The 24,273-nt window shown below is 70.9% G+C and carries 21 protein-coding genes; 15 read left to right on the forward strand and 6 right to left on the reverse strand.

What is annotated here, in order from left to right:
• The 3 genes from VF794_RS13325 to VF794_RS13335 form a co-directional block, all read left to right on the forward strand.
• Window positions 1–970 (forward strand): hypothetical protein (locus VF794_RS13325; protein WP_331110328.1); only part of this gene is annotated, 970 nt, incomplete at its 5' end.
• A gap of 117 nt (window positions 971–1,087) precedes the next feature.
• Complete coding sequence (locus VF794_RS13330; RefSeq protein ID WP_414640903.1) at window positions 1,088–2,713, forward strand: hypothetical protein; 1,626 nt, start codon at window positions 1,088–1,090, stop codon at window positions 2,711–2,713.
• Window positions 2,714–2,724: 11 nt separating this feature from the next.
• Complete coding sequence (locus VF794_RS13335) at window positions 2,725–3,357, forward strand: hypothetical protein (RefSeq protein WP_331110330.1); 633 nt, start codon at window positions 2,725–2,727, stop codon at window positions 3,355–3,357.
• A gap of 16 nt (window positions 3,358–3,373) precedes the next feature.
• Here VF794_RS13335 and VF794_RS13340 read toward each other — a convergent pair whose 3' ends face one another.
• From VF794_RS13340 to VF794_RS13350, 3 genes are all read right to left on the reverse strand, one after another.
• Window positions 3,374–4,330, reverse strand: a complete 957-nt coding sequence (locus VF794_RS13340) for a DUF2381 family protein (RefSeq protein WP_331110332.1) — start codon at window positions 4,328–4,330, stop codon at window positions 3,374–3,376.
• A gap of 55 nt (window positions 4,331–4,385) precedes the next feature.
• Window positions 4,386–6,410, reverse strand: a complete 2,025-nt coding sequence (locus VF794_RS13345) for a protein kinase domain-containing protein (protein ID WP_331110334.1) — start codon at window positions 6,408–6,410, stop codon at window positions 4,386–4,388.
• Window positions 6,411–6,544: 134 nt separating this feature from the next.
• Window positions 6,545–7,516 carry an L-threonylcarbamoyladenylate synthase gene (locus tag VF794_RS13350; protein ID WP_331110336.1) on the reverse strand — a complete coding sequence of 324 codons (972 nt, stop codon included), beginning with the start codon at window positions 7,514–7,516 and terminating at the stop codon, window positions 6,545–6,547.
• Window positions 7,517–7,550: 34 nt separating this feature from the next.
• On the opposite strand from VF794_RS13350, the gene VF794_RS13355 reads away from it, so the two are divergent.
• The 5 genes from VF794_RS13355 to VF794_RS13375 are packed head-to-tail and all read left to right on the forward strand — an operon-like array spanning window position 7,551 to window position 13,416.
• A complete protein-coding gene (locus tag VF794_RS13355) occupies window positions 7,551–8,951 on the forward strand; it encodes a TIGR01777 family oxidoreductase (RefSeq protein WP_331110338.1) in 1,401 nt (466 codons plus the stop codon).
• 10 nt (window positions 8,952–8,961) lie between these two features.
• Window positions 8,962–9,897: an ABC transporter ATP-binding protein gene (locus tag VF794_RS13360; protein WP_331110340.1), complete on the forward strand. Its 936-nt coding sequence runs from the start codon at window positions 8,962–8,964 to the stop codon at window positions 9,895–9,897.
• A complete protein-coding gene (locus VF794_RS13365; RefSeq protein ID WP_331110342.1) occupies window positions 9,894–10,619 on the forward strand; it encodes an ABC transporter permease in 726 nt (241 codons plus the stop codon). Before VF794_RS13360 ends, VF794_RS13365 begins: the two co-directional genes overlap by 4 nt.
• Entirely contained in the window at window positions 10,616–12,484 is a 1,869-nt protein-coding gene (locus VF794_RS13370) for a Gldg family protein (protein ID WP_331110344.1), read from the forward strand. The genes VF794_RS13365 and VF794_RS13370 overlap by 4 nt, the downstream gene beginning before the upstream one ends.
• Entirely contained in the window at window positions 12,481–13,416 is a 936-nt protein-coding gene (locus VF794_RS13375) for a hypothetical protein (protein ID WP_331110346.1), read from the forward strand. The genes VF794_RS13370 and VF794_RS13375 overlap by 4 nt, the downstream gene beginning before the upstream one ends.
• Here the strand turns inward: VF794_RS13375 and VF794_RS13380 are convergent, their stop codons facing one another.
• On the reverse strand, window positions 13,417–13,824 hold the full coding sequence (locus VF794_RS13380; RefSeq protein ID WP_331110347.1) for a response regulator: 408 nt from the start codon (window positions 13,822–13,824) through the stop codon (window positions 13,417–13,419).
• Window positions 13,821–15,140, reverse strand: a complete 1,320-nt coding sequence (locus tag VF794_RS13385) for a sensor histidine kinase (RefSeq protein WP_331110349.1) — start codon at window positions 15,138–15,140, stop codon at window positions 13,821–13,823. The genes VF794_RS13380 and VF794_RS13385 overlap by 4 nt, the downstream gene beginning before the upstream one ends.
• Window positions 15,141–15,366: 226 nt before the next feature.
• Here VF794_RS13385 and VF794_RS13390 point away from each other — a divergent pair, with 226 nt between their 5' ends.
• The 4 genes from VF794_RS13390 to VF794_RS13405 are packed head-to-tail and all read left to right on the forward strand — an operon-like array spanning window position 15,367 to window position 19,098.
• Window positions 15,367–16,875, forward strand: a complete 1,509-nt coding sequence (locus VF794_RS13390; RefSeq protein WP_331110351.1) for an FAD-dependent oxidoreductase — start codon at window positions 15,367–15,369, stop codon at window positions 16,873–16,875.
• A 33-nt stretch (window positions 16,876–16,908) separates the two neighbouring features.
• Window positions 16,909–17,628: a TIGR02269 family lipoprotein gene (locus tag VF794_RS13395; RefSeq protein ID WP_331110352.1), complete on the forward strand. Its 720-nt coding sequence runs from the start codon at window positions 16,909–16,911 to the stop codon at window positions 17,626–17,628.
• 23 nt (window positions 17,629–17,651) lie between these two features.
• On the forward strand, window positions 17,652–18,365 hold the full coding sequence (locus VF794_RS13400; RefSeq protein ID WP_331110354.1) for a double-CXXCG motif protein: 714 nt from the start codon (window positions 17,652–17,654) through the stop codon (window positions 18,363–18,365).
• A gap of 40 nt (window positions 18,366–18,405) precedes the next feature.
• Entirely contained in the window at window positions 18,406–19,098 is a 693-nt protein-coding gene (locus VF794_RS13405) for a DNA-3-methyladenine glycosylase (RefSeq protein WP_331110356.1), read from the forward strand.
• A gap of 3 nt (window positions 19,099–19,101) precedes the next feature.
• On the opposite strand, the gene VF794_RS13410 is transcribed toward VF794_RS13405, so the two are convergent.
• Window positions 19,102–19,788: a phosphoribosyltransferase gene (locus VF794_RS13410; RefSeq protein ID WP_331110358.1), complete on the reverse strand. Its 687-nt coding sequence runs from the start codon at window positions 19,786–19,788 to the stop codon at window positions 19,102–19,104.
• A 150-nt stretch (window positions 19,789–19,938) separates the two neighbouring features.
• Between VF794_RS13410 and VF794_RS13415 the strand changes: the two genes are divergently transcribed.
• From VF794_RS13415 to VF794_RS13425, 3 genes are all read left to right on the forward strand, one after another.
• Window positions 19,939–22,356: a DEAD/DEAH box helicase gene (locus VF794_RS13415; RefSeq protein ID WP_331110360.1), complete on the forward strand. Its 2,418-nt coding sequence runs from the start codon at window positions 19,939–19,941 to the stop codon at window positions 22,354–22,356.
• A 12-nt stretch (window positions 22,357–22,368) separates the two neighbouring features.
• Window positions 22,369–23,715: a ribonuclease H-like domain-containing protein gene (locus VF794_RS13420; RefSeq protein ID WP_331110363.1), complete on the forward strand. Its 1,347-nt coding sequence runs from the start codon at window positions 22,369–22,371 to the stop codon at window positions 23,713–23,715.
• Between the two features lie 184 nt (window positions 23,716–23,899).
• The coding region (locus VF794_RS13425) for a hypothetical protein (RefSeq protein ID WP_331110365.1) at window positions 23,900–24,273 on the forward strand (374 nt) is incomplete at its 3' end.

Raw genomic sequence — 24,273 nt, forward strand, 5'->3', positions numbered from 1 at the left:
CCGGGTGACGGAGGAGGTGGAGGACATGGAGGAGCGCAGGGATCGGCTGTTCGACCGCTGCGCTCCGGACCTGCTCAGCCCCGAGCGCGTGGAGCGGTTCGACCAGGAGCTGCGCCGGGCGCTGATGGCACCGGGACGGACGAGGGAGGAGCGGTGCGCCCTGGCGGTGGCGGTGGTGGAGATGCTGAATGTTCCCCGCCAGCCGCCGTACACGCACCGGAGGCACCGGACGGTGGCGTGGCTGATGTTGGAGCAGGTCACCGAGTGGGCCGCGCGCCGCTGCCAGCTGAACGACGCGGTGGGGCGGGCCTTGGGCGAGGATCCCAGGCGGAGCGGGCCGGGAATGAGCGCCGGGGCCCTGCGGCGGGCCATGGAGGAGCCGGAAGCGGTGATGGAGGCCGCCAGGGCCGCCGCGGAGGCCGACCCGCTGATGCTGGAGATCGTCGGCAAGTACGAGCAGGCGCTCGTGCTCTCCATCCTCCACGGTCGCACGCCCGAGGTGCTGCACGGCGAGGAGTGGCTGTGGATGACGGTGGTGCTGCGAGAGCCCCTGCGGCTGGAGCCGGAGCAGGCGGCGGAGGTGGATGTCGAGGCGCTGTTGGCGAAGCTCGACGAGGAAGTGCGACAGGTCGTGCTGTCGAGGATGGAAGCGGCCAGCCGGGACCGCTCGTCGCCGCCGGAGGCGCAGCAGTGGTTCGAGTGGGCGTACAAGCTGCTTCAGGTGCGCCCGCTGGCGTTCTTCGGCGCGTTCGCCAAGGCGATCGGGGCGCCCCTGCGCGAGCGCTTCGAGGGGGAGGCCGAACTGGTGGAGGAGCTTCAGCGGCGCGAGCGGTGGCACGCGGAGGACCTGGAGCCCTACCGGCTGAACCTGTCGGCCCGGGGAGCGCACGGGGCCGAGCAGCGGGTGCGGAGGCTCCAGGCCCTGCTGCGCGGGGAGGTGGCCCCGAGCGGGCGCGCTTTCAAGGTGTGAGCCGACTCATTGCATTCTCCACCCCTCGGTCTACCCGGTGGATTGACGGGCGCACCCGCGCTTGCGTGTGATTCCAGAGCGACGATGTGTGGGCCGCGTCGCTTCTGGAGGTGCGCCGTGTTCATCCGTCGTCTTCGCCCACTCCTGGTGGGCGCGCGGTTGCGGCCCCTGGTGGGCGGCTGGTTTCTCCTCGTCCTCTTCCTTCAGTCCGCCTGCGCCGCGGGCGTGCCTCGGGGCAGCCTCATGGTGGGCTACCGCTCCCACTCGCTCGCGGCCAGCGTGTACGCGGTGGGCTTCCTGGAGCCGGGCGCCGTCGCCACCCGGCCGGTGCCCCTCGCCAGGGCCGAGTTCCAGCAGGCTGTCCAATGGCTCTCGCGTGACGTGCGGCTGGGGCGCGGCAGTCCCAAGGAGGCCGCCCGCGAACTGCTGCGCCTCCTGCCACCGCCAGAGGCCGAGACAGTGGCGGGCAAGGGGGACTGGAGGCTGGAGACGTATCGGGGCCACGCCTACTCCCTGGTGCCCGAGAAGCAGGAGGGCCTGGTGCGCCTCGAGCCCGAGGCGGATAAGGCGCTGGGGGCGAAGTACCTCACGTGGTGCGAGGTGCAAGGCGGCGGCGACTGCCTGGGCCTGCTGGACGATGGGTCCTACCTGCGCACGGATGACCGGCGCACGCTGGCCCTGGCCCTGGCCTTCGGCTCGGTGCTGGAGGAGACGCGCCAGGCCCTGGCCCGCGAACTGTTGGACGTGAGGGCGCTGGTGAGCATGGTCGTCTGGACGGTGGCCCTGTACTGCATGTTGTGGCTGGTGCCCGAGCCGACGACCAAGGCCGTGGCCGCCAGCCTGACGCTCATTCTCATCGGCTACCTGGGCCTCCAGACGGTGTACGGGCTGATGGACGGGTGGGCCCGCATGGCTGACACCGCGCACCACGCCACCACCTTCGAGGAACTGCGCGCAGCGGGTGAGGAATTCGGCAAGGTGCTGGGCGAGGACGCGGCGAGGGCCATGATTCTCGCGGTGGCCACCCTCAGCGGGCATACGCTCGGGCAGGTGGCCTCGCGGGTGAAGTCGCTGCCGGGCTACGGGCTCGCGGGAGCGCAGTGGGAGGCGCAGGGTGGGGCCGCGGCCCTGGCCCCCGAGTTGGCGGCGGAGACGGCGCTGGCGCACGAGGGGGCCCTGGCCCGGGCGGTGGCGGCGGTGGACACGGTGGCCACTTCTCCGGAGGGTCCCCTGGCCGTGGTGATGCTCAAGAAGGGGCCGGGCAGTGGGGCGGGACAGGCTCCTGGAGGCCGCTCCTCCGAAACCGTCCTTCGCCACCGGGGCGGCAACCGGCAGGTGGAACTGGGCGACGGTCAGCGCTGGCATCTGCCGCGCGGCAAGTCAGTCGCGGATATCCCCGCCGAGGACAAGGTGGGGGACATGCTCCAGGAGGCCGTCACGCGTGCCGCGAAGGAGTGGGGACCCGACAAGCTCTCGGACATGGAGAAAGAAGCCATCAAAAAGGCTCTGGACAAGGGCGAATACTGGCTGGCGCGGCTGTTGGAGCGCGAGGCCCGGGGGCGCTACGTGCACGAAGAGGTGAAGAAACAGTTCCAACACCTCTATCGATTCAAGCACCAGGGGGTCGACGTGGTTGACCTCAAGACGGGCCGCCAGTACGAGCTTCTCTCCGGGTCGGATTCGAATCTGGCGCGCCATGGCCGGCGCATGGCGGGCGAGTTCTTCCGGATGCTCACCTTCTGAAAGGGGCGGCCATGGACTGGCTCGGCAACATCATCATCAAGGACAAGGAGTTGCAAAACGAGCGGCTGGAGCTGGCGGAAAAGGATGCGCACTACTTCCTCGGCCCCAATCTGACGCTGCGCCACTGCACCGTCGTCTTGAAGGTGCCCGCCAGTCGCCTGCTCATCAACCAGGCCCGATTCATCGACTGCACCTTCGAGGTGAAGCAGGAGTTGAAGAACCACCAGCAATGGATATGTGCCTCCCTCGAGGGCTGTCGGTTCAAGGGGCGGCTGTCGGGGTGCGACTTCGGCCACTGGCCCGAGTACGGCAGTCGACCAGAGTATCAGCTCGGGTCCATCGAGGACTGCGACTTCTCCGAGGCCCGCTTGGATGGCTGCCGCATCATGGGCTCTGACCCCGCCACCATTCGCTTTCCCAAGTGGCCTTGCTTCACCTTCCTGGACCCCATCCGCCGAGCCCCTGAACTACGCGGAGTCAAATGGCCGGGCCTCTTTGGTCGTGTCACCGTGAACGAGCTTCACACCCAACCGGTCCCGACCAAATCGCTGACCTATCACGCCCCCTCGATAGCCAAGCGGATGGAGACCACAGAAGCGGAACTCCGGGCCGTCATCGAGAAGTTCGACTGCATCGTCTATTGAGTTGACCGCGGCCCGCTCACGGGAAGGTGATGCCCCGCACGGTGAGCGTGCGCGGCCCGCCTGTCTCCCCCAGCTTGAGCAGGAAGGTACCCTTGGCCTGCTCCACCGTGGCCTCCGCCACCACCACGAGCCAGTGATGTGCCCCGGGGGTGAAGGGCTCGGGCTGAATCACCCGCACCACCCGCAGCCGCGCGCCGTCCGTGCTCACCAGGGTCGCCCCCTCCACGCCTTCCGCCGTCCAGGGTTGGTTGCCCGTGTTCCGCACGGTCAATTCCACTGCCACCTGCTTCTGTATCTCGGCGTGGTAGCCATGGGCCATCATCACCTCGAGTGTCTCACCGGAGCGCTGGGTGAGTTCCTTCCCGGACGCGAGCGCTCGCACCGCGATGCCACTGCCCTTACCCACCAGCCCGGCGTCGAACAGGCCCGCGAGGCCCCTGGGGTTCTGCCCCTCCGGGCGAGCGTGTTCCGCCTCCAGCGCGGCCTCGCACCGCTCGGCCCGCTCGCGCTCCTGCCGTTCTCCCTGCCGGTAGGACTCGGCGGAACGGGGGCGGCGGTACACCCGCACCTGGTGCTCGGCCCGGGTGGGGTGCACCACCAGCCGGAACGTGACGCTCTCGGGCACCGCGCCGTCCGCGAAGCGCACCGTCACCGTCAGGGGCTTGTCCGAGGGGACCGTGTCCGAGGGCAGCAACGTCACCAGTCCCTCGGCCTCGTTCAGCGCCACCTTGACCCGTTGCTCGTCTTCCACCGTCACCCCGCCGGGCCGCAGCGGTGCGTTGAACACCAGCGTGGTGGGGTGGTGGGGGCTGATGCCCGCCGGGTGCTCTTCACGCGCGTTCTCCGCTGTCAGCTCCAGGTGCCGTGCGCCCGACGTGTCCCAGTCCTCGGGGGCGGATTGCGCGAAGGCGGGCGTCACGGTGGCGAGGCTCGTGAGCAGCAGCGAGAGGACGGCGGAGCGTGAGGTGGACATGGACAGGAGAACCTCCGGAGTGGCCCAGATTAACAGGGACCTCCGACGTCGGCTCCTACCGTTTCTCCGGGTCCTCGTACCGCCACGCCTCTCCAAAGCGCTTCACCGGTTCGATATACGCAAGGTTAAAAACCCTGGCGGTGTCCTGGCCGCTGCCGGGCTCCTTCTCCCAGCCCCATCTGTTCGGATTGGACGCCACCTCCAGGCACACCGCGTACGTATGCCCGTCCGGCGTGTGGGCCTGGGTGAAGCGGCCCTGCACGCGCTCGCCGAAGACCAGCTCGCCGGAGAGCAGCGTGCCCTCCGGCAGCTTGCCCCAGTAGGAGCCTCCCGTCAGACGCATCGTGACCGGGCCCGGGCGCACGGTGACGTACCTGTCCATATTGGGAAAAAAGTCGACCAGGCCCGGGTTGCGCAGGGGGCCCAGGAGGCCCAGCTCCCTCATGGTCTTCGTGGAGCCTTCCGGGCACTCCGCTGGCGCCGGCAGTGGCGTGGGCCGCACCTGGGGCATGAGGGTGGGGCCGGGGCAACCGGTAGCGAGGGTGCAACTGATCACGACCGCGCCCAGCGTGCCGGCCGAGCCGCCCTGCTCCTTCGGTTGCGGCTGGGGCTGCCGAGGGGCGGAGGCCTTGGGAGGAGTCTTCACGCGCGTGTCCTTGGGGGGCGTCGCACGGGCGACGGGCGCGGGGGTGGCCGCCGTTTCCGGCGCCGCGCCGCCGTCACCTTCCGGCTGCTTCCCCGGTGGCGCCACTTCCTGGCCAGCCGGCTCCAGGGGGAGGGAAGGGCACTCCGGTGGTAGGTTGGCTCGTGGTGTCCCCACGGGTGAGGTAGGCACGGAGGCATGCGGCGCCGGGCGCGTGGCGAGCCACAGGCCCAGGCCCAGCAACAGCACTCCGCCGAGGACGGGGAGCACCCTCGACCGCGCGGCGCTCTCTTCCGGGGCTTCGGGCCCGGGCGGCTCCTCTTCGGGTGAGGCCAGGGTGGACACCTCGTCCGGCGGAAGCGGCCTGCCCCGCACGGGTTGTCGCTCGTAGGCGGCCAGCCGCTCGTAGAGCGCCAGCAGCTCCCCGCCCTCCATCCAGAGCTCCCGCTGCCGCTCGGTGGTGGCGTGCTGGGGACTCCACGCCTCGCACAGCGGCACCTCCCACGCCTCGTCCGCCTGCCGCAACACCTCCCCCAAGGCCGCGTCCAGCTCCTCGTCCGTGTACCTCTCCTCCGGCTGCTTGCGCAGCATGCGCTGGCACACCTCGCCCAGCACTCGCGGTACCCGGGGGTTGAGCTCGTGCGGTGCCTCCGGCTCCTCGTGCAGGATGGCTCGCACCAGCTCGCCCTCGCTCCCCTGGAAGGGCCGCCTGCCCGTCAGCAGTTGATAGAGCTCCACCCCCAGCGCCCACATGTCGTCGCCCGGGCTGGCACGCGACTCCTCCTCGCCGCGCCAGGCACGCCACACCCGGGGACTGAGGTAGGGCCAGGTGCCCGGAGGCATCGGCCCCGTCACCGCGGGCGCGCCCTCGTAGGTGGCCACTCCGAAGTCCACCAGCACCAGCCGGCCCTCGTCGCACACCAGCAGGTTGGCCCCCTTCACATCCCGGTGGACGACTCCGGCCTCGTGCACCACCTGAAGCAGCCGCGCGGCCTGACGCATCAGCTCCGCCACCTCGCGCCCGTTGGGGTTGTGCACCCGGGTCCACACATCCAGCGGCAGCCCGCGCACGAAGGGGGTGACGAGGAAGAGGAAGAGGGGTTCCCGGGCGGGCCACAGGCCATGTCCCTCCAGCGGGAGTCCACCGACGCGCCACAGCTTCACCATGACGTCCAGCTCGCGCCAGCCCCAGTGGGCCGAGCGTGGCAGGTAGATGAACTTCACCGCGAACAGCCGGTCCTCGCGCCGGGCGCGGAACACGGTGCCCTGGCCACCGGTGCCCAGTCGCGTCTCCAACCGGTAGCCGGCCACTTCCATGCCCACCTGGGGGAGGTGCTGCTCCGGCGAGTCCCGCGGCGGGAGCCGCATCCTCGGACGCCACGCCACCCGCCGCCGCTCCTGCTCTTCCCCATGCCGACCCGCCCCGGCCTCGCTCATGTGCACCACCTCCGAGGTGGTACAGCTTAACATGACCGCTCACACCCGGTGGTCGGGGATGCGCGGGGCAAGGCGCTCCTGTGCGGTGCTGCTCACCTGGAGCCGGTTGCGTAGGTTGGCCCGAGGGCCTTGTGTCAGGCGCCGGGAGGCCGGGGGGCGGCGGCACGGGCGAGCCGGTCGCGCACGGCGATGCCCAGGCCCTCGGCGCGCGGCAGACAGGCCACCAGGACGTCATGGCCCCGCTGGTCCGCCTCGCGCAGCCGCATATAAAGGAGGCGCGCGGCCCCGGCGGGGTCCTCCGGCACGTCATAGCGGGGCACGTCCGGAGGCAGGGCAATGGTTGGAGGTCCCAGGACTCCCACGCTCCGTCCCTGGGCGCGCAGGGCCTCCACGCGCGAGGCCACGTCCGAGGGCTCGGCGAGCACCACTCCCGCCCGGGGTGCGTAGTGGGAGGCCAGGCTGCCCGAGACGCGCACCGTGGCCGAGGTGCGCACCGGCACCGCGCGCCCCAGGACGCGCTCGATCTCCTCCACCGCCAGGCCCCCGGGGCGCAGCACCGCCGGGGCGCCACTGCTCAAGTCGACGATGGTGGACTCCACGCCCACCGTGCACGGGCCGCCGTCGAGGAGGAGGTCCACCTCGTCCCCGAGGTCCACCCGGACGTGCTCCGCCGTGGTGGGGCTCACCCGGCCGAAGCGGTTGGCGCTCGGCGCGGCCACTCCGCCACCCAGGGCGTCCAGCACGGCCAGGGCCACGGGGTGGTCGGGCACCCGCAGGGCCACCGTGTCCTGGCCTCCGGTGACGGCATCCGTGGCGCGCGCGCTGCGAGGCAGCACGAGCGTGAGGGGCCCCGGCCAGAAGGCCGCCGCGAGCCGCCGGGCCTCCTCGGGAACGCGGCGGGCCCAGGAGGACAGCTCCTCGGCGCGGGCCACGTGGACGATGAGGGGATGGGTGGCCGGCCGGCCCTTGATGGCGAAGACGCGGCGCACGGCCAGCTCGTCCTCGGCGTTGGCCGCCAGTCCGTAGACGGTCTCGGTGGGCAGGGCGATGACGCCACCGCGCCGCAACGTTTCCACTGCCTGGGAGAGAAGGTCCGGGGTAAGCATGCCTGGGGGCGCAATCTGGCGCCGGGAGGGGACCGTGGGCAAGTCGCAGGTGTTCGAGGCGCGCAGCCAGATGCCCGTGGATGCCGAGAAGGTGTTCGCCTGGCATGCCCGCGAGGGAGCCTTCGAGCGGCTGCAACCCCCCTGGGAGTCGGTCGAGGTGGTGGAGCGCCAGGGCGACGGCATCCGCGAGGGGGCCCGGGTGGTGGTGCGTGTGCGCCTGGGGCCGGTGCCCATGCAACTGGTGGCGCGGCACACCCGCTACATCCCTGGCTCGCTGTTCCAGGACGTGCAGGAGTCGGGGCCCTTCTCCAAGTGGGTCCACACCCACCGCATGTGGGACGAGCCCACGGGCGGCACGGTGCTGGAGGACGAGGTGGAGTACGTGCTGCCGGTGGGCCCGCTCGGGCGGATGTTCGGCGGGGGCTACACGCGGCACCGGCTGGAGCGGATGTTCGCCTATCGGCACACGGTGACGCGCGAGGACCTGCGGCGGCACGCGGCCTTCGCCGGGCAGGGGCCGCTGACGGTGGCGGTGAGCGGGGCGTCGGGGCTGGTGGGCGGCGCGCTGGTGCCCTTCCTCTCCACGGGGGGCCACCGGGTGCGGCGGCTGGTGCGCGGCCGTCCCGGGGCCGGAGACATCGCCTGGGCGCCGGGACAGGGGGAGATGGACGTGCCCGCGCTGGAAGGCGTGGACGCGGTGGTGCACCTGGCCGGGGCGCCCATCGCCGAGCGGTGGACGGCGGAGCGCAAGGCCCTCATCCGCCGCAGCCGTGTCGAGGGGACGCGGGTGCTGAGCGAGGCGCTGGCGCGGCTGTCCCACCCTCCGAAGGTCTTGGTGTGTGCCTCGGCCGTGGGCTTCTACGGCAGCCGGGGTGACGAGGTGCTCACCGAGTCCAGTGCGTCCGGGGAGGGGTTCCTCGCCGACGTCACCCGCCAGTGGGAAGAGGCCACCGCCGCGGCGGAGCGGGCCGGCATTCGCGTGGTGCACCTGCGGCTGGGGGTGGTGCTGAGCGCCCGGGGCGGCGCGCTGGCGAAGATGCTGCCCGCCTTCCAGGCCGGAGGCGGAGGACGCATTGGCGATGGCCGGCAGTGGATGAGCTGGGTGTCCCTGGAGGACGTGCTCGGGCTCATCCAGTTCGCCCTGTTCACCCCGGGGCTGCGCGGGCCCGTCAACGCGGTGGCGCCCCAGGCCGTGCGCCAGGAGGAGTTCGCCCGGACGCTCGGGCAGGTGCTCTCCCGGCCGGCGGTGGTTCCGTTGCCGGCGACGGCGGTGCGGGCCCTCTTCGGGGAGATGGGGAACGAGACGCTCCTCCTCGGTGCCCACGTGCGCCCCGAGGTGGCCGACCGCCAGGGCTTCACCTTCCTGCACCCCTCGCTGGAGCAGACGCTGCGCTTCACGCTCGGGAAGACGTCCGAGGGCCCTCGCTTCCGCTAGAGTCCCGCGCATGATTCACGTCGAGGGGCTGACCAAGTACTACGGCAGCCACGCGGCCATCCGGGACCTGGCCTTCCGCATCGAGCGCGGCGAGGTCATCGGCTTCCTGGGACTCAACGGCGCGGGGAAGAGCACCACGCTGAAGATTCTCGGGTGCGTGCTGTTGCCCACCTCGGGGCGGGTCGTCATCGACGGCTACGACGCCGTGAGCCATCCGCACGAGGTGCGCCAGCGCATCGGCTTCCTGCCGGACACGCCCCCGCTCTACGACGAGATGGAGGTGGGGGAGTTCCTCGCCTTCGTGGCGAGGCTGCGCGGCGTGCCGTCGCGCGAGGTGTCGGCCCGCGTCGCCGAGGCCGAGGAGAAGACGGGCCTGCGCGAGGTGGACGAGGTGCCCATCTCCTCGCTGAGCCACGGCTACCGGCAGCGCGTGGGGGTGGCGCAGGCGCTCGTGCACCGGCCGGCGCTGCTCATCCTCGACGAGCCGAGCAGCGGGTTGGACCCGAGGCAGATCGTCGAGATGCGCGCGCTCATCCGGGGACTGAAGGGGGCGCACACGGTGCTCGTCTCCAGTCACATCCTGTCGGAGATCAGCCACACGTGTGACCGGCTCCTGGTCATCAAGGACGGGGAGCTCGTCGCGCAGGGGACCGAGGAGGCGCTGGGGCAGCGGTTGGGCGGTGGCGGCGGCTTCATCGAGGTGGAGGTGCGGGGCGAGCGGGAGCGGGTGCTCGCCGCGCTCGGGGGCGTGGGGCCGGTGCGGGTGCTGGGCGAGGCGGACGGCGTGGTGACGCTCCGGGTGGACGCTCCGGCGGAGCTGCGGCCAAGGGTGGCCCAGGCGGTGGTGGGCGCGGGCCTGGAGTTGCTCCGGTTGGACCGGGGAGCGGAGCGGCTCGAGTCCCTCTTCCTGCGGCTCACCCAGGGCCCGGAGGTGACCGCGTCATGATGCGGACGCTGCTCATCGCGCGCCGCGAGCTCGCGGCCTACCTGCGCACCTTCCAGGGGTACGTCATCATCGCCATGGTGCTGGCGGTGGATGGCCTGCTCTTCAACGCCTACGCGCTCGGCGGGGTGAGCAAGCGCTCCTCCGAGGTGCTCTCGCTCTTCTTCTTCTTCTCCAGCGGCACCACGATGGCGGCCTCGGTCTTCATCTCCATGCGGCTGCTCGCCGAGGAGCGACAGACGGGCACGCTGGCCCTGCTGTACTCCTCGCCGGTGAAGGACCATGAAATCGTCCTGGGCAAATTCCTCTCGGCATTGGCCTTCCTGACGCTGATGACGCTGGCCACGGTGTTCATGCCGCTGCTGGTGATGGTGCACGGCAAGCTGTCCCCGGGCCACATCGCCGCCGGCTACCTCGGGCTGCTGCTGCTGGGCAGCGCGTCCCTGGCCATCGGCACGTTCGGCTCGGCGCTGGCGCGCAACCAGGTGCTGGCAGCCGTCCTCTCCGCGTGCATGCTGGTGGCGTTGCTGACGTGCTGGCTGCTGGCACGCATCACCGAGCAGCCGCTCTCGGACGTCTTCGGCGCGCTCGCGCTGTGGAACCAGCACTTCCAGCCCTTCCAGGCCGGCGTGGTGCACGTGCGCGACGTCGTCTACTACCTGCTCGTCACCTACGTGGCCCTCTTCGCCGCCACGCGGGTGCTCGAGGCGCGGAGGTGGCGGTGAGCCTCCGGCCGACTCCCTGGGTGTCCGCGCTGTACGGGGCGGGCCTGCTGGCCCTCTTCGTCGGCGAGCGCGTGGTGGGCGCGGGCACCGGGCGGCTCGTGTCGAGCGGGCTCGGGCTGGTGCTGGTGGGGCTCGCGCTGGGGTGGCGCGGGGCGCGGGTGGCACGTGCCTCGGGAGACTGGCGGGTGCTGGAGCGCTGGCTGCTGGGCCTCTTCCTACTGGGGGGGCTCGGGCTGGCGCTCTACTTCCTCCAGTCGGACGCGGCGGCCTCCGTGCTGGGCTCGCCGTTGAAGAAGCAGGCGCCCCGGCTGGCGGTGGTGCTGGCGGCGCTCTTCCCCGCGCTGCTGGCCGCCACGCTGCTGCCGCTCGGGCTGGTGGAGCTGGCGGTGGCCGCCATGGCGCGAGGGCCGGTGCTGGAGACGGGGAGGGTGCGCGCCGCGCTCCACTCGGGCCTGGGGCTGGCCTTCGCGCTCGTCTTCGCCTTCTCGGGCATGTACGTGGCCACGCAGGCGGACGTCTCGTGGGACCTGGCGTACTTCCGCACCGCCCGGCCGGGGGATGCCACGCGCAAGCTGGCGCATGAGCTCAACGCCCCCGTGGAGGTGACGCTCTTCTTCCCGCCCGCCAACGACGTGCGGCAGGCGCTGGAGCAGTACTTCCGCGAGCTGGCCCGGGAGTCCGGCTTCCTGAAGGTGGAGGTGCTGGATCAGGCGGTGGAGCCGGCGCGGGCGAAGGCGCTGGGGGTAGGGGAGAACGGCTCCGTGGTGTTCAGCCGGGGCCCGCGGCGGGAGCGGCTGAAGGTGCCTCTGGAGCTGGAGCGCGCCCGAGCCCAGTTGCAGCGGCTGGACGAGGACGTGTACCGGCGGCTGCGGGGGGTGTCGAGGCGGAGCCGGGTGCTGTACCTCACGGCGGGCCATGGCGAGCGGGGCCCGCGGCCCCAGGTGGCCACGGCGCGGGAGAAGGCGCGGCCCGGCCTGTCACAGCTCGAGGACTGGCTGCGCGTGCTGAACGTGGAGGTGCGCACGTTGGGCGTCGCGGAGGGACTGGGCACGGAGGTGCCTCGCGACGCGGCCGTGGTGGCGGTGGTGGGGCCCGAGCGCGACTTCCTCCCGGAGGAGCTCGCCGCGCTGAAGCGCTACCTGGAGCGCGGTGGGAGGTTGTGGTTCGCGCTGGAGCCGGACGGGCCGGGCTTCGAGGCGCTGCTGGAGCCCCTCGGACTGAAGCTGCTGCGCGTGCCCCTGGCGAACGACCAGCGCTACCTGCGCACCACCCACCAGCGGAGCGATCGGGCCAACCTGGGGACGGCGAGCTTCTCCTCGCACCCCTCGGTGGGGACGCTGACCACGTTGGGCAGCGAGGCGGCCGTCGTCTTCCAGGGCGCGGCGGCGCTGGAGTCGGTGCGGCCGTTGCCCCGAGGCGTGACGCACGACGTGTCGGTGCGGGCGCTCGGGGAGACGTTCCAGGATGCCAACCACGACTTCATCCCGGATGAGGGGGAGCCCCGGAAGGCGTGGCCGTTGGTGGTGGCGGTGGAGCGGGCCGGCGCACAGGGCCTCTCCCCCGCGCGGGTGGTGGCCATGGGCGACTCGGACGTGCTGACCGACGGCGTGCTGCGCACCTATGGCAACTCCTACCTGGCGATGGACACGGTGCTGTGGTTGCTCGGCGAGGAGCAACTGGCCGGCGAGGTGTCCAGCGAGGAGGACGTGCCCGTGCAGCACACCCGCCATCAGGACGCGGTCTGGTTCTACTCGGCGGTCTTCCTCGCGCCCGCCATGGTGCTGGGGGTGGGCTTCCTCGTGACGCGGCGTCGGGACCGACGGCGAGCGCCTCGGGTGCCGGGTGGCGGGGACGGTGCGAGATGAGGGAGCGAGGCGTGGTGCTCCAGGGGGTGTTGGCGGTGGCGGGGCTGGCCGCGGCCTTCTTCGTCTGGCAGCGGGAGCCGGCGGGTGCTCCCGGCGAGATGGTGGTGGTGGACGCCTCCCTCCAGTCGCTGGAGCGCGTGCGCTACGAGGACCCGGCCGGCCGGGTGGAGTTGTTCCGTGAGGGCTCGGAGGACGGTGCGTTGTGGCTGCGGGTGGGGACACGCGTGCTGCGCGCCAACGAGACGGCGAAGACCCTCTTCGCCCGCTTCGCGCCGCTGCGGGCCACGAGAACCCTGGGCGTGCTGGATGCGGAGACGCTGGCGGAAGTGGGCCTGAAGGACAGCCCCCGGAAGCTGGTGGTGACGCTGTCCACCGGGGAGCACGCCTTCTCCCTGGCCAGCCCGTCGATTGCCTGGGGCAGCCCCTACCTGCGGCGCGAGACGGACGGCGGCGTCTTCCTCGTGGGGCCCTGGCTGTTGCCCGATCTGGAGAACGCCGCCCACCGTCTGGTGGACCCGACCCTGCACGCCTTCGAGGCCGGCGCGTACGACACCCTCACCGTCACCCAAGGAGGCCACGCACGCACCTTCCTCGTGCGCCAACGGGCGCGGCGTCCGGCGGAACTGCTGCCCCAGGACGCGCCGGACTCACCCGACGAGATGGCTCGCAAGTGGCACGAGCGGGTGTGGCTGCTCGCGGTGACACCGACGGGCCTGCTGGGCCGTGACGAGGAACCTCCCGGAGGTACACCCCGAGAGGTGTTTCGCGTGGAGTACCGGCACGGGGACAAGGGCCTCGGGTTCCTCACCGTCGCGCGAGGCACGGGCGGCGAGTCCTACGCGCGCACCGAGCACACCGCCGGCTGGGTGCGGCTGCCCCCATGGGCGGAGGCCCTCGTCCTGGAAGCCGAGAAGGTGGTCGGGAAGCGCTGACTACGCCGCTGGAGCCACGGCGGCCAGCACCCGCTCCACTTCGCGCACCAGCGCGTCGGGCAGGCAGGGCTTGGTGACGTAGGCATCGCAGCCGGCGTTCTGGGCCTCGCGCGAGTGCCCATCCAGCGCATGGCCGGTCAGCGCCACCACGGGGATGGCGCGCGTGCGTGCGTCCGCCTTGAGGCGACGCGTGGCCTCCCAGCCATCCATCACCGGCAGCGAGAGATCCATCAGGATGACGGAGGGGTGCAGCGCGAAGGCCTTCTCCACCGCCTCCGCGCCGTTGCGGGCCTCGGCCACGCGGAAGCCGGAGAACTCGAGGTACTCCGCGTACATCTCCCGGGCATCCTGGTAGTCATCGACGATGAGGACGAGGGGCGGGATGTCGTTGCGTGCAGGGGGGGTCATGTCCGCCTCGTACGTCGTGGAATCTGCAGGGTGAACGTCGAGCCCTGGGCCGGGGCGCTCTTGAGCGAGATGCGCCCATCGAGCATGGCGGCCAGCCGACGGCAGATGGAGAGCCCCAAACCCGTTCCACCGTACGGGCGCGTGGGGGAACTGTCCACCTGCTGGAAGTCTTCCCAGATCTTCTCCTGGTGGCTGGGGTCGATGCCGATGCCCGTGTCCGCGACGGCGATGTGGAACGTGGCGGTGGGGACCTCGTACGAGGCCACGACCCGGATGGAGCCCTCGTGGGTGAATTTGAGGGCGTTGGACAGCAGGTTGACGACGATCTGCTTCACCTTCTGCCGATCGCTGTACACCTGGGGCAGGTTGCCCTCCAGCGACGCGCTCACCGCCAGCTTCGAGCGCACGATGATGGGATCCAGCTCCGCCGTCACCTCCTGGATGAGTTCGGGGAGGCGGAACTCCGACAGGTGCAGCGGCATCCGGCCCGCCTCGATGCGGGTGATGTCGAGGATCTCGTTGATGATCTCCAGCAGGTGCCGGCCGTTGGAGTCGATGCGGCTGAGGCTGCGGCGCTGGGTCGTGGCGAGCTCGCCATTGACGCCCTGCAGCAGCATGTTGGTGTAGCCGAGGATGGCGTTGAGCGGCGTGCGCAGCTCATGGGACATGTTGGCGAGGAACTGCGACTTGGCGGCACTCGCCTGCTCCAGCTGGATGGCCTGACGGCGCAACAGCTCGTTCTGCGTGGCCAGCTCCTCGGTGGCGGCGTTCACCCGGGCGGCCAGCTCGCTGGAGGCCTCCTCGAGCCGGATGAGCTGGCGGCCCTTGTACAGGCGCGACAGGTGCATGCCCAGGTGTCCGGCGACCCAGGAAGCGGCGGGGGACAGCTCCGGCAGGGCCGAGACCACCAGCAGCATCCCGGGAGGAGGCGTGCCTGGAGCGGCCGGGCCGAGCGACAAGGAGAAGAAGCCCGTGGCCGCCAGCGGCAGCTCCAGCGAGCGCTCACCGGGAGGGAACCAGTGGGGCTCGGTCCACTGGAGTGCCTCCACCAGCGGGTGCCCGGCGTCATGCAGCGCGAGCTCGAAACCCTCGGCATTGGGCAAGCCGTGTGAGGCCAGGGGGATGAGTCGGTGCGAGTCCGACTCGTCCGGTGCGAGGCAGAGCACCTGGTCCGCGTGGGCGTGGTGGACGAGCCAGGCCACGGCGGCCTCGGCACACGTCCGGGCCTCCTCGCAGCCGAGCAGCAGCTCGGCGAACGCGAGTCGCGCCTCGGGGCCGGGCGCGGGGGGCGACGGCAGGGCGGCGGTGGATGGCAAGACGCGGCGCTCCGGGTTCGTCGGGAGATGGATCAAGGAGTTTACTAGTCTGGGTGGCCGAGGAACCCCAGGGATCTGAGCCCTCCTGGCCCCAATGGCCAACACCTGGAGGCGTGGGCTGTTGGTTCGTGTACATCCTGGGGCCTCGATGTAGGGCAGGCAAGCGGGCCGTGGAGCCTGGCCGCTCGCCCTACCGCCCCCCGGCCGCGTCCCTAGCCTTTGGGACATGGTGGAAGAGCGCACACACAAGTCGCTGTGGACGGTGACGGCCCCGGCGCGGCGCTACCCGGTGCTGCGGGAGGACCTCGAGGTGGACGTGGTGGTGATTGGCGGCGGCATCGCCGGCCTCACCACGGCCTGGCTGCTCAAGCAGGAGGGGAAGCGCGTGGCGGTGGTGGAGATGCACCGGCTGCTGACCGGGCAGACGGGGCAGACCACGGCGCACCTCACGGAGCTGCTGGACACGCCCTATTACACACTGGCCTCGGACTTTGGCGAGAAGGGCGCGCGGCTGGCCGCCGAGTCCACCCGCGCCGCCATCGAGAAGATCGCCGGGCTGGTGGATCAGCTGCGCATCGCGTGCGGCTTCCAGCGGGTGCCCGGGTATCGCTACGCGGAGACGGATCGCGAGGCACGGGAGCTGGAGCGCGAGGTCTCCGCGGCGAGGCAGGCGGGCCTGATGTGCGCGCTGACGGAGGACGTGCCGCTGCCCTATCCGGTGAAGCTGGCGCTGCGGGTGGAGGATCAGGCGCAGTTCCATCCGCGCGAGTACCTGCTGGCGCTCGCCGAGGGGATTCAGGGGGGCGGCAGCCACATCTTCGAGGAGACGCAGGTGACGGAGCTGTCCGAGGGCGTGCCCTGCCGGGTGCACACCGCGCACGGCACCCTCACCTGCCGGGACGTGGTGGAGGCGACCACGACTCCGCTCAACCGCGTCTTCCTGCACACCAAGCTGTACGCGTACCGGAGCTATGCGGTGGCGGCGCGGCTCGCGGGGTCGCTGGAGGCGGGGCTCTACTACGACAGCCAGGATCCGTATCACTACATCCGCACGCAGCGGGTGGAGGGTGTGGACTACGTCATCGTCGGAGGCGAGGACCACAAGGTGGGCTCGGAGGAGGACACGGAGCGCCATTACGAGGCGCTGGAGGCGTACACGAAGAGGCGCTTCTCGGTGGCGGAGATTGAATACCGCTGGTCCGGCCAGGTCATCGAGCCGGCGGATGGGCTGGCGTACATCGGGCGCAACAGCAACTCGCGCCACGTGTGGGTGGCCACGGGGTTCTCGGGCACGGGGATGACGTTCGGGACACTGTCGGGGATGATCCTGACGGACCTGATTCTCGGCAGGCAGAACCCGTACGCGGCGCTGTATGACGCCACGCGGGTGAAGCCGAAGGCGGGGGCGAAGGACTTCATCCAGGAGAACGCGGAGGTGGCCTTCCACTTCGTGGCGGATCGGCTGGCGAAGCCAGAAGCGCACGACCTGTCCGAGGTGCCAATCGGAGAGGGCCGCATCATGGAGGTGGACGGGAAGAAGGTGGCCGTCTTCCGCGAGGAGGGTGGGGCCGTGCACGCGGTGAGCCCGGTGTGCACGCACGTGGGGTGCTACGTGCACTGGAACAAGGCCGAGCGCTCCTGGGATTGTCCATGCCACGGCTCCCGCTTCAGCCCGACGGGCGAGGTGCTCAACGGCCCGGCGGTGAAGGGTCTACCATCGAAGAAGGTGCGCTGAGCCGAGGCCGCGGCCGCGAGTAGCATCGGCCGCATGAGCCTGTCGAACTCGAAGAAGTGGCTGGCGCTCCTCGGCCTGCTGCTGACCGCATGCGCCTCCTCGGCGCCCACCGTCCGGGAGGAGGGTGAGGCGCCCGAGGTCGTGTCCTCCTCATGGGACGAGGCCCGCGCGGATCCGACGTGCGTGGTGCCGCTGTGCGACGAGGATCGCTGTGCGCTCTGGCGCTGCCAGGACGTGGCGGAGGTGGACGCCCATCCGGTGCTGCTGGCGCAGGCGATGGTCCCGACGCCGGCTCCGATGCTCCGCACCCCCCTGGTGGGCACTCCCAGCCCCAGCCGCTGGTGGGGCCACCCGCTCGCCGTGCCCACCTACGCGGACCCCGTCTTCGAAATCCCCTGGCACAACTGGAAGACGCGGGAACGGAGCGCGCCCAGGCTCTTCCGGCACCAGTGCCTCACTCCTCCGCGAGAGCCCTTCGAGAAGCACCACATCTTCCCGCAGCAAAAAGACCTGGCCCTATGGTTTGACAGAAAGGGCATCGACATCCACGCCTTCACCATCCGGCTTCCCAGAAGCTTCCACCAATGGCTGCACAGCGGTGGGCCCAAAGGTGGGCAATGGAATGAAGCGTGGCGGCAGTTCGTGCGAAAAAATCGCAATACCGCTGAGGCGGAGGACATCTGGCGGTTCGCGGGCGAGCTCATGTCGCGGTTTGGCGTGAATGGACCGCTCGTGCCCTATTATTGCGATTGACTGGCAAGAGGGTGAGCACACGTATGCCATACTTTGTTGTTGAGGAAGACAGGTCCACGCGTTACACGGGCATCGTTGACGCCGCGCCAAAGTGGGGTCTCCCAGGCATTCGCAACTGTCCTGCCTGTAAGGCCACCTGGAGTGCTGGGTTTTCGTACCCCTGCGTGGATCTGACCCCGGTGGCCTCCCTAGCAGATTTCGAGAAAGCCCGGCCCGAGCCTATTGAGGAGTATGAACGGCTGTGTGAGTTGGTACGCCCCCTGCTGCCTTCAGGTGCGTTGTTGGAACCAGGCACGACTTTCGGTCCATCGGTCGGCAAGGCGCAGGGTCGCTTCGGTCCGTTCGTCATGCCCATTTCTTGGGTGTTGATGGCGCAGCGTGAGGCGTTGGAGAAGCTCCAGGCCGAAGACCTCCGAGGCCTCGATGGCTGCCGTCTTCAGGTGCGCTTCCGTCAGCGCAACTCGCCCGAGCTGCTCGAACTGGAAATCCTCCCCATGGGTCGCCTGCACCGGGACTGCCTTCCTCCCGATTACCAGCCGCCCTGCTCGCGCTGTGGCCGGAGTTTCATTCCTTTGCCCGATGACCTCCTGTTGGACGTCGCCACCCTCTCGAGGGAACTGGATTTGTTCCGGCTGGAGGACTTCTCCCAGGTGATCATCTGCACCGAACGCTTCGTCGACGCCTGCACGCGCCTGGGGTTGGACGGCGTGGCGTTCCGCCCCTTGCCGTCGAAGTAGGGGTGCTGCGCGGAGCTTTCTCCGGTGGCACGATGGCCCCATGCCCGCCGCGACCACCCGTGTCCTTCCCGCCACTGACACCCTGCCTCCTGCCGAGAGCCTGCTGCCGGAGGGCTTCACGCCCGCGGCACGGCGGGCCTTGGCGAAGGCGGATCCGACGCTCGGCGCGCTGATGAAGCAGGTGGGGCCCTTCCGCATGAAAGTGGCGTCGCTCCAGAGCCCCTTCGTGGGGCTGGCGGAGTCCATCGTCTACCAGCAGCTCACGGGGAAGGCGGCGGCCACCATCTTCGGGCGCGTATGCGAGCGCGTGGGAACGGGGAAGCGCTTCACGCCGGAGGCGGTGCTCGCGCAGTCCGTGGAGAGCCTGCGCGAGGCGGGGCTCTCTGGTTCCAAGACGGCGGCACTGCGAGACCTGGCCGCGAAGGCGCTGGAGGGCGAGGTGCCCACGCTGGCCCGGGCGAAGCGCATGAGTGACGCCGCGCTGGTGGAGCACCTCACGAAGGTGCGCGGCATCGGGCAGTGGACGGTGGAGATGCTGCTCATCTTCCGGCTGGGCCGGCCGGACGTGCTGCCCGTGGACGACTACGGCATCCGCAAGGGTTTCCTGCGCACGTACGGCCTCTCCGAGCTGCCACGTCCGAAGGAGCTGCTGGCCCACGGTGAGCGCTGGCGCCCGTGGCGCACGGTGGCGAGCTGGTACCTGTGGCGCTCGCTGGAACTCCCCAAGCCCTGAACGCTACACCCGAGGCGCCGTTGCCCGAGGCGCGCTCCGGACCCGCGCCCGCTCCAGCAACTCACGCACCTCCGCGTCCGTGACCTCCGGGTAGCTCGCGTAACAACCCGGCACGGAGACGAAGGGCTCGGGCTGGAGGCAGCAGACGACCTCGTCGAAGTCGCTGGCCAGCAGGCGCAGTCCCTCCTGCGCTCCCACGGGGATGGCGGCCACCAGGGTGCGCGCCCCGGCCCTGCGCAGGAGCCCCGCCGCGCGCCGGAGCGCCACTCCCGCCGCCGTGCCGTCATCCACGACCACCACCGTCCTGCCCTCGAGCGAGGAAGCCAGCGCCCCTGGCCGCATGGCGCGCACGCGTTGGCGGAGCCGCTGGCGGGCGAGGGTGAGCGCCTGACCGAGCGCTTCGTCGGAGAGGTTCAGCGCGTTGAGGGTGGCGTCGTTCAACTGCACCGCCGGTGGAGAGCCGAGCAGCCCGAGCGTCACGTCCCCGTGGGAGGAGTCCAGCGTCTGGAGGATGGGCTGGACGACGGCGAGATCCAACGGCGCACCGAGCGCGAGAGCGACCTCGAAGGCCACGGGAACGCCACCATGGGGCAGGGCGAGTACGGTGACGTCCTCTCGCCCGGCGAGATGTGAAAGCGAGCGGGCCAGCAACTCACCCGCCTGGGTGCGGTGACGGAAGGGGGGATGCATCTGCGCTGAACGTGCGGTGAGCGCCCAGGGGCGGCAATGCGGAGAAGCCACCCGGGAGGGCAGGTGACGACGCTCGCCCGGACCTCATTCGAGTGGGAGGACGCTCGCGCGTTGCCTCGCCGGGTATACGTCTGTACAGTGCCCGGCCCCATGAAGCCTGAGAAGGAAGAGGCGGCGTTCTCCGGGGCTCGACGCAAGCCCTGGTCGGGTCCCCGCGGTCTCGAGGCTGTCCTCAACGGATGGCGCGACGACAAGCAGGTCTGGCCGAACTTCGTCCTCGACGAGGTGACGCCGGAGCGCGCCGGTGCCTACGTGCCCGTCCCCGAGGAGGTGGCCCCCCAGGTGCGCGAGGCCCTGCGGCGCCGGGGCATCGAGCGGCTCTTCTCCCACCAGGCCGAGGCCTACCGGCTGGCACGTGCCGGACGGAGCCTCGTCATCGCCACGCCCACGGCCTCGGGCAAGAGCCTCTGCTACAACCTCCCGCTGATGGACCGGTTCGCGCGGGAGCCGCAGGCGCGCGCCCTCTACCTCTTCCCCACCAAGGCGCTGTCGAGGGACCAGGAGGAGTCGCTGCGCGTCTTCATGCGCGAGGCGGGCCTGGAGCACGGCGCCATCACCTTCGATGGGGACACCCCGGCGGATGCGCGACGCGCGGCCCGGGAGCGCAGCGGCGTGCTGCTCACCAACCCGGACATGCTGCACACCGGCATCCTCCCGCACCACGCGAGCTGGGCGCGCCTCTTCTCCAACCTGCGCTACGTCGTCATCGACGAGCTGCACACGTACCGGGGCGTCTTCGGCTCGCACCTCGCCAACGTGCTGCGCCGGCTTCAGCGCGTGGCGGCCTTCCACGGCTCGTCGCCGACATTCATCCTCGCCTCGGCCACCATCGGCAACCCCAAGGCCCACGCACAGCGGATGCTGGGCCGCGAGGTGGAGCTCCTCTCCGAGAGCGGTGCGCCCTCCGGTGAGCGCCGGGTCCTGGTCTACAACCCGCCCGTGGTGAACGCGGAGCTGGGCATCCGCGCCAGCTACCTCAAGAGCGCGGTGCGGCTGGTGTCGGACCTGGTGCGCGCCGAGGTGTCCACGCTGCTCTTCGGCCAGTCGCGCAACAACATCGAGGTGATGCTCAAGTATCTCAGGGACCAGTTCATCGCGGACAAGATGGACCCGAACCTCATCCAGGGCTACCGGGGCGGCTACCTGCCGGGGACGCGCCGGGCCACCGAGGCCGCCATGCGCGCGGGCGAGGTGCGCTGCGTGGTGGCCACCAACGCGCTGGAGCTGGGCATCGACATCGGCTCGCTGGACGCGGTGGTGTGCGCCGGCTACCCGGGCTCGGTGGCCGCGCTCATGCAACGCTTCGGCCGCGCGGGTCGCCGGGGCGCGGGCAGCCTCGCGCTCCTCGTCTCCTCCAGCGCACCGTTGGATCAATACCTCGCCTCGGACCCGAAGTACCTCACTGGCGCTCCGGTGGAGCACGCGCGCATCGATCCGGACAACGTGGAGATCCTCGTCCAGCACCTCAAGTGCGCGGCCTTCGAGCTGCCCTTCGCCGAGGGGGACACCTTCGGGGACGTGCCGGCCGAGTCCACCGGGGAGGCGCTCGGCTACCTCGCGCGGCACGAGGTGGTGCACTCCACGCCCGGCCCCGAGGGCCGCAAGATGTTCCACTGGTCCACGGACGCCTACCCGGCCAACCACGTCTCGCTGCGCAGCGTGGGCTGGGACAACGTGGTCATCATCGAGCTGGGCACGGACCGGACGCTCGCGGAGATGGACTTCCGCTCGGCGCACACGATGCTGCACGAGCAGGCCATCTACCAGCACGAGGCCGAGCAGTTCCAGGTCGAGCGCTTCGACTACGAGAACCACAAGGCCTACGTGCGCAAGGTGGCGCCGGACTACTTCACCGACGCGATGACGTACGTGCGGGTGAACGTCATCCAGGAGGACCAGGGCGCCGCGCTCGGTCCGCACCTCCAGGCGGGCATGGGCGAGGTGAGCGTCATCGAGAAGGTGGTGGGCTACAAGAAGATCAAGTTCCACACGCATGAGAACGTGGGCTACGGCGAGGTGAACCTGCCCGAGATGCAGATGCACACCACCTCGCTCTGGCTCACCGTGCCGGAGACCGTGGTGCGCTCCATGGGCGCGCCGAGGCCCGCCGTCATCGACGCGCTCCGGGGCATCGCCAGCGCGCTGCGCACCGTGGCCTGCGTGGGGTTGATGATCGACCCGAGGGACCTGGGCAAGACGCTCGGGAGCAAGGACGACGCGGACGGGCCACCGAGCAAGGACAGGGGCGTGGGCTTCGACCCCACCATCTTCCTCTACGACAACATCCCCGGAGGCGTGGGGCTGGCCGCGCGCCTGTTCGATCTGCGCGACGAGCTGCTGCGGCGCGCTCGGCGACTGCTGGAGTCGTGCGCTTGTGAGGACGGGTGCCCCGCCTGCATCGGCCCGGCCGCGGGTGTCATGCCCGGCAGCGCGCCGGTGGACCTGTACCCGCGCAAGCGGCTGGGCCTCGAGCTCCTCTCGGCGCTCGGGGTGGTGGCCCTTCAGTAGGCGAGGCGCTCCGTGGACCTGAAGCGCAAACTGGCACGGCTTGGTGGTGTGGGCCCCGGCGGCAAGCCGGTGGCGGTGCCGTCGTCCGTGCCAGAAGCGCGGGTGGACGCCGTCCCCGTCCCGGACCCGCGCGCGGCCGCGCTGAGCCGGAGTATCGAGAGCTGGGCCGAGCGCCAGGGGGCGGCGATCGCTCGCCGGGCTCCCACCTCCGCGCCTCGTCCGGGCCCGCTGCCGGCCGAGCCCCGGGAGACACCGCATGGCGTGGTCCACCTCGCCGAGCGCGTGCTGCCGCCGGACCACCACCACGGCCGCGCGCCGCTGGCGGAGGCGCTGGACGTGGAGGCGCCGCTGGTGGCGAGCCTCGCGCTCCAGCCCGGGCTGACGGGCGTGGACTTCCAGCGGATGCTCTTCCTGGACACGGAGACGACGGGACTCGCGGGCGGTACGGGCACCGTGCCCTTCCTCGTGGGACTGGCCTGGTTCGAGGGCCGCTCGATGCGGGTGCGGCAGCTCTTCCTGCCCCGGCTGGGCGAGGAGGCGCCGATGCTGCGTCTGCTGGCCGAGCACATGGCCCACTCCTCGTGTCTGGTGACGTTCAACGGCAAGAGCTTCGACTGGCCCCTGCTGCGCACGCGCTTCGTGCTCAACCGCGTGCCCACGCCCCCGGAGCTGCCACACCTGGACCTGCTGCACTGCTCGCGCCGCGTCTTCAAGTACCGGGGCGCCGGGGCGAGGCTGGTGCACCTGGAGGAGCAGGTGCTCGGCCACCAGCGGGTGGGGGACGTGGATGGTTCGCTCATTCCGGACCTCTACTTCCGCTTCCTGCGCGGGGAGGACGGCTCGGCCCTGACGCCGGTGCTGGAGCACAACGCGAACGACCTGCTGCTGCTGGCGGCGCTGCTGGGCGTGCTGGTGCGGCGCTTCCGGGCGAGCGGCGCGGAGGGCGAGGATCCGCGCGACCTGCTGGGCTTCGCCGGCGTGGCGCTGCGGGCGCGGGACTACGAGCGGGCCCACGCCTTCGCCCGGGCCGCCGCGGCGGGGGACACGGGCGCCGTGGGGGTCGAGGCGCTCGCGCTGGCCTCCCGGCTGTCTCGCCGGGTGGGGGATGACCGGACGGCGGCGGCGAACCTCCAGCGGGCGCTCGCGTCGGCGCGGGCGGACCAGGCGGCCCCCCTCCACCTCTCGCTGGCCAAGCTGTACGAGCACGACCTGAAGGACCTGCCGCGCGCCCTGCACCATGCGAGGCTCTGCGCGCCCGCCGAGGGCTCCGACGCACTGCGGCGCCGCATCCAGCGCCTGGAGCGGAAGCTCTCCCGCACCACCCGCGAGTACACGCTGGATTTCGGCGGTGAGCAGTAACCCACGGCGCAATCCTCCCTCCCGTCCTCCTCCATTGTCCGCTAGCGGCGCATCCCATCCGGCGGCGGTCTGAGAGACCGCTGTGGGCACTTGTCCTCGCTGGGTTGCCTGCTGAACCTGCCGACACCCCGCGTCCCGACGCTCTGGAAGTGGGCGCGCGGTTGCGCTGGAGGGGAGGACACAAATGGCCGGTGTACGTGGAGTCCTGTGGACACTCGTGTGGTGCGTCCTCGCGGGAGTGACGGGAAGCTGTGCCTCGGCCCCGAGTTCACGCTCTTCCGCCGCCCCCGGCACGGGCGGGAGCGGTCCGGTCGAGCTGTCTCCCCGGGAGCGCCAGGACTTCTACCACCTGCCTCAGGGCAGTGAGCACCTGTGGCTCGCGGTCCTGCGCGCGCTCCCGAGCCGCGACAGCCTGGACGGAAGGGTGCCCGGGTTCCAGTCCTTCCTGGACCACCCCGAGCGTTTCGGCCTGTTGCCGGATCCCTCGAATCCCGAGGGACTCCCCGTGGGCCTGGCGCTCGTGCCGGCCAGCGAGAAACGCCCGTATGCGAGCGTGGG

The organism is Archangium sp. (assembly GCF_036389735.1).
Lineage (GTDB): Bacteria > Myxococcota > Myxococcia > Myxococcales > Myxococcaceae > Archangium.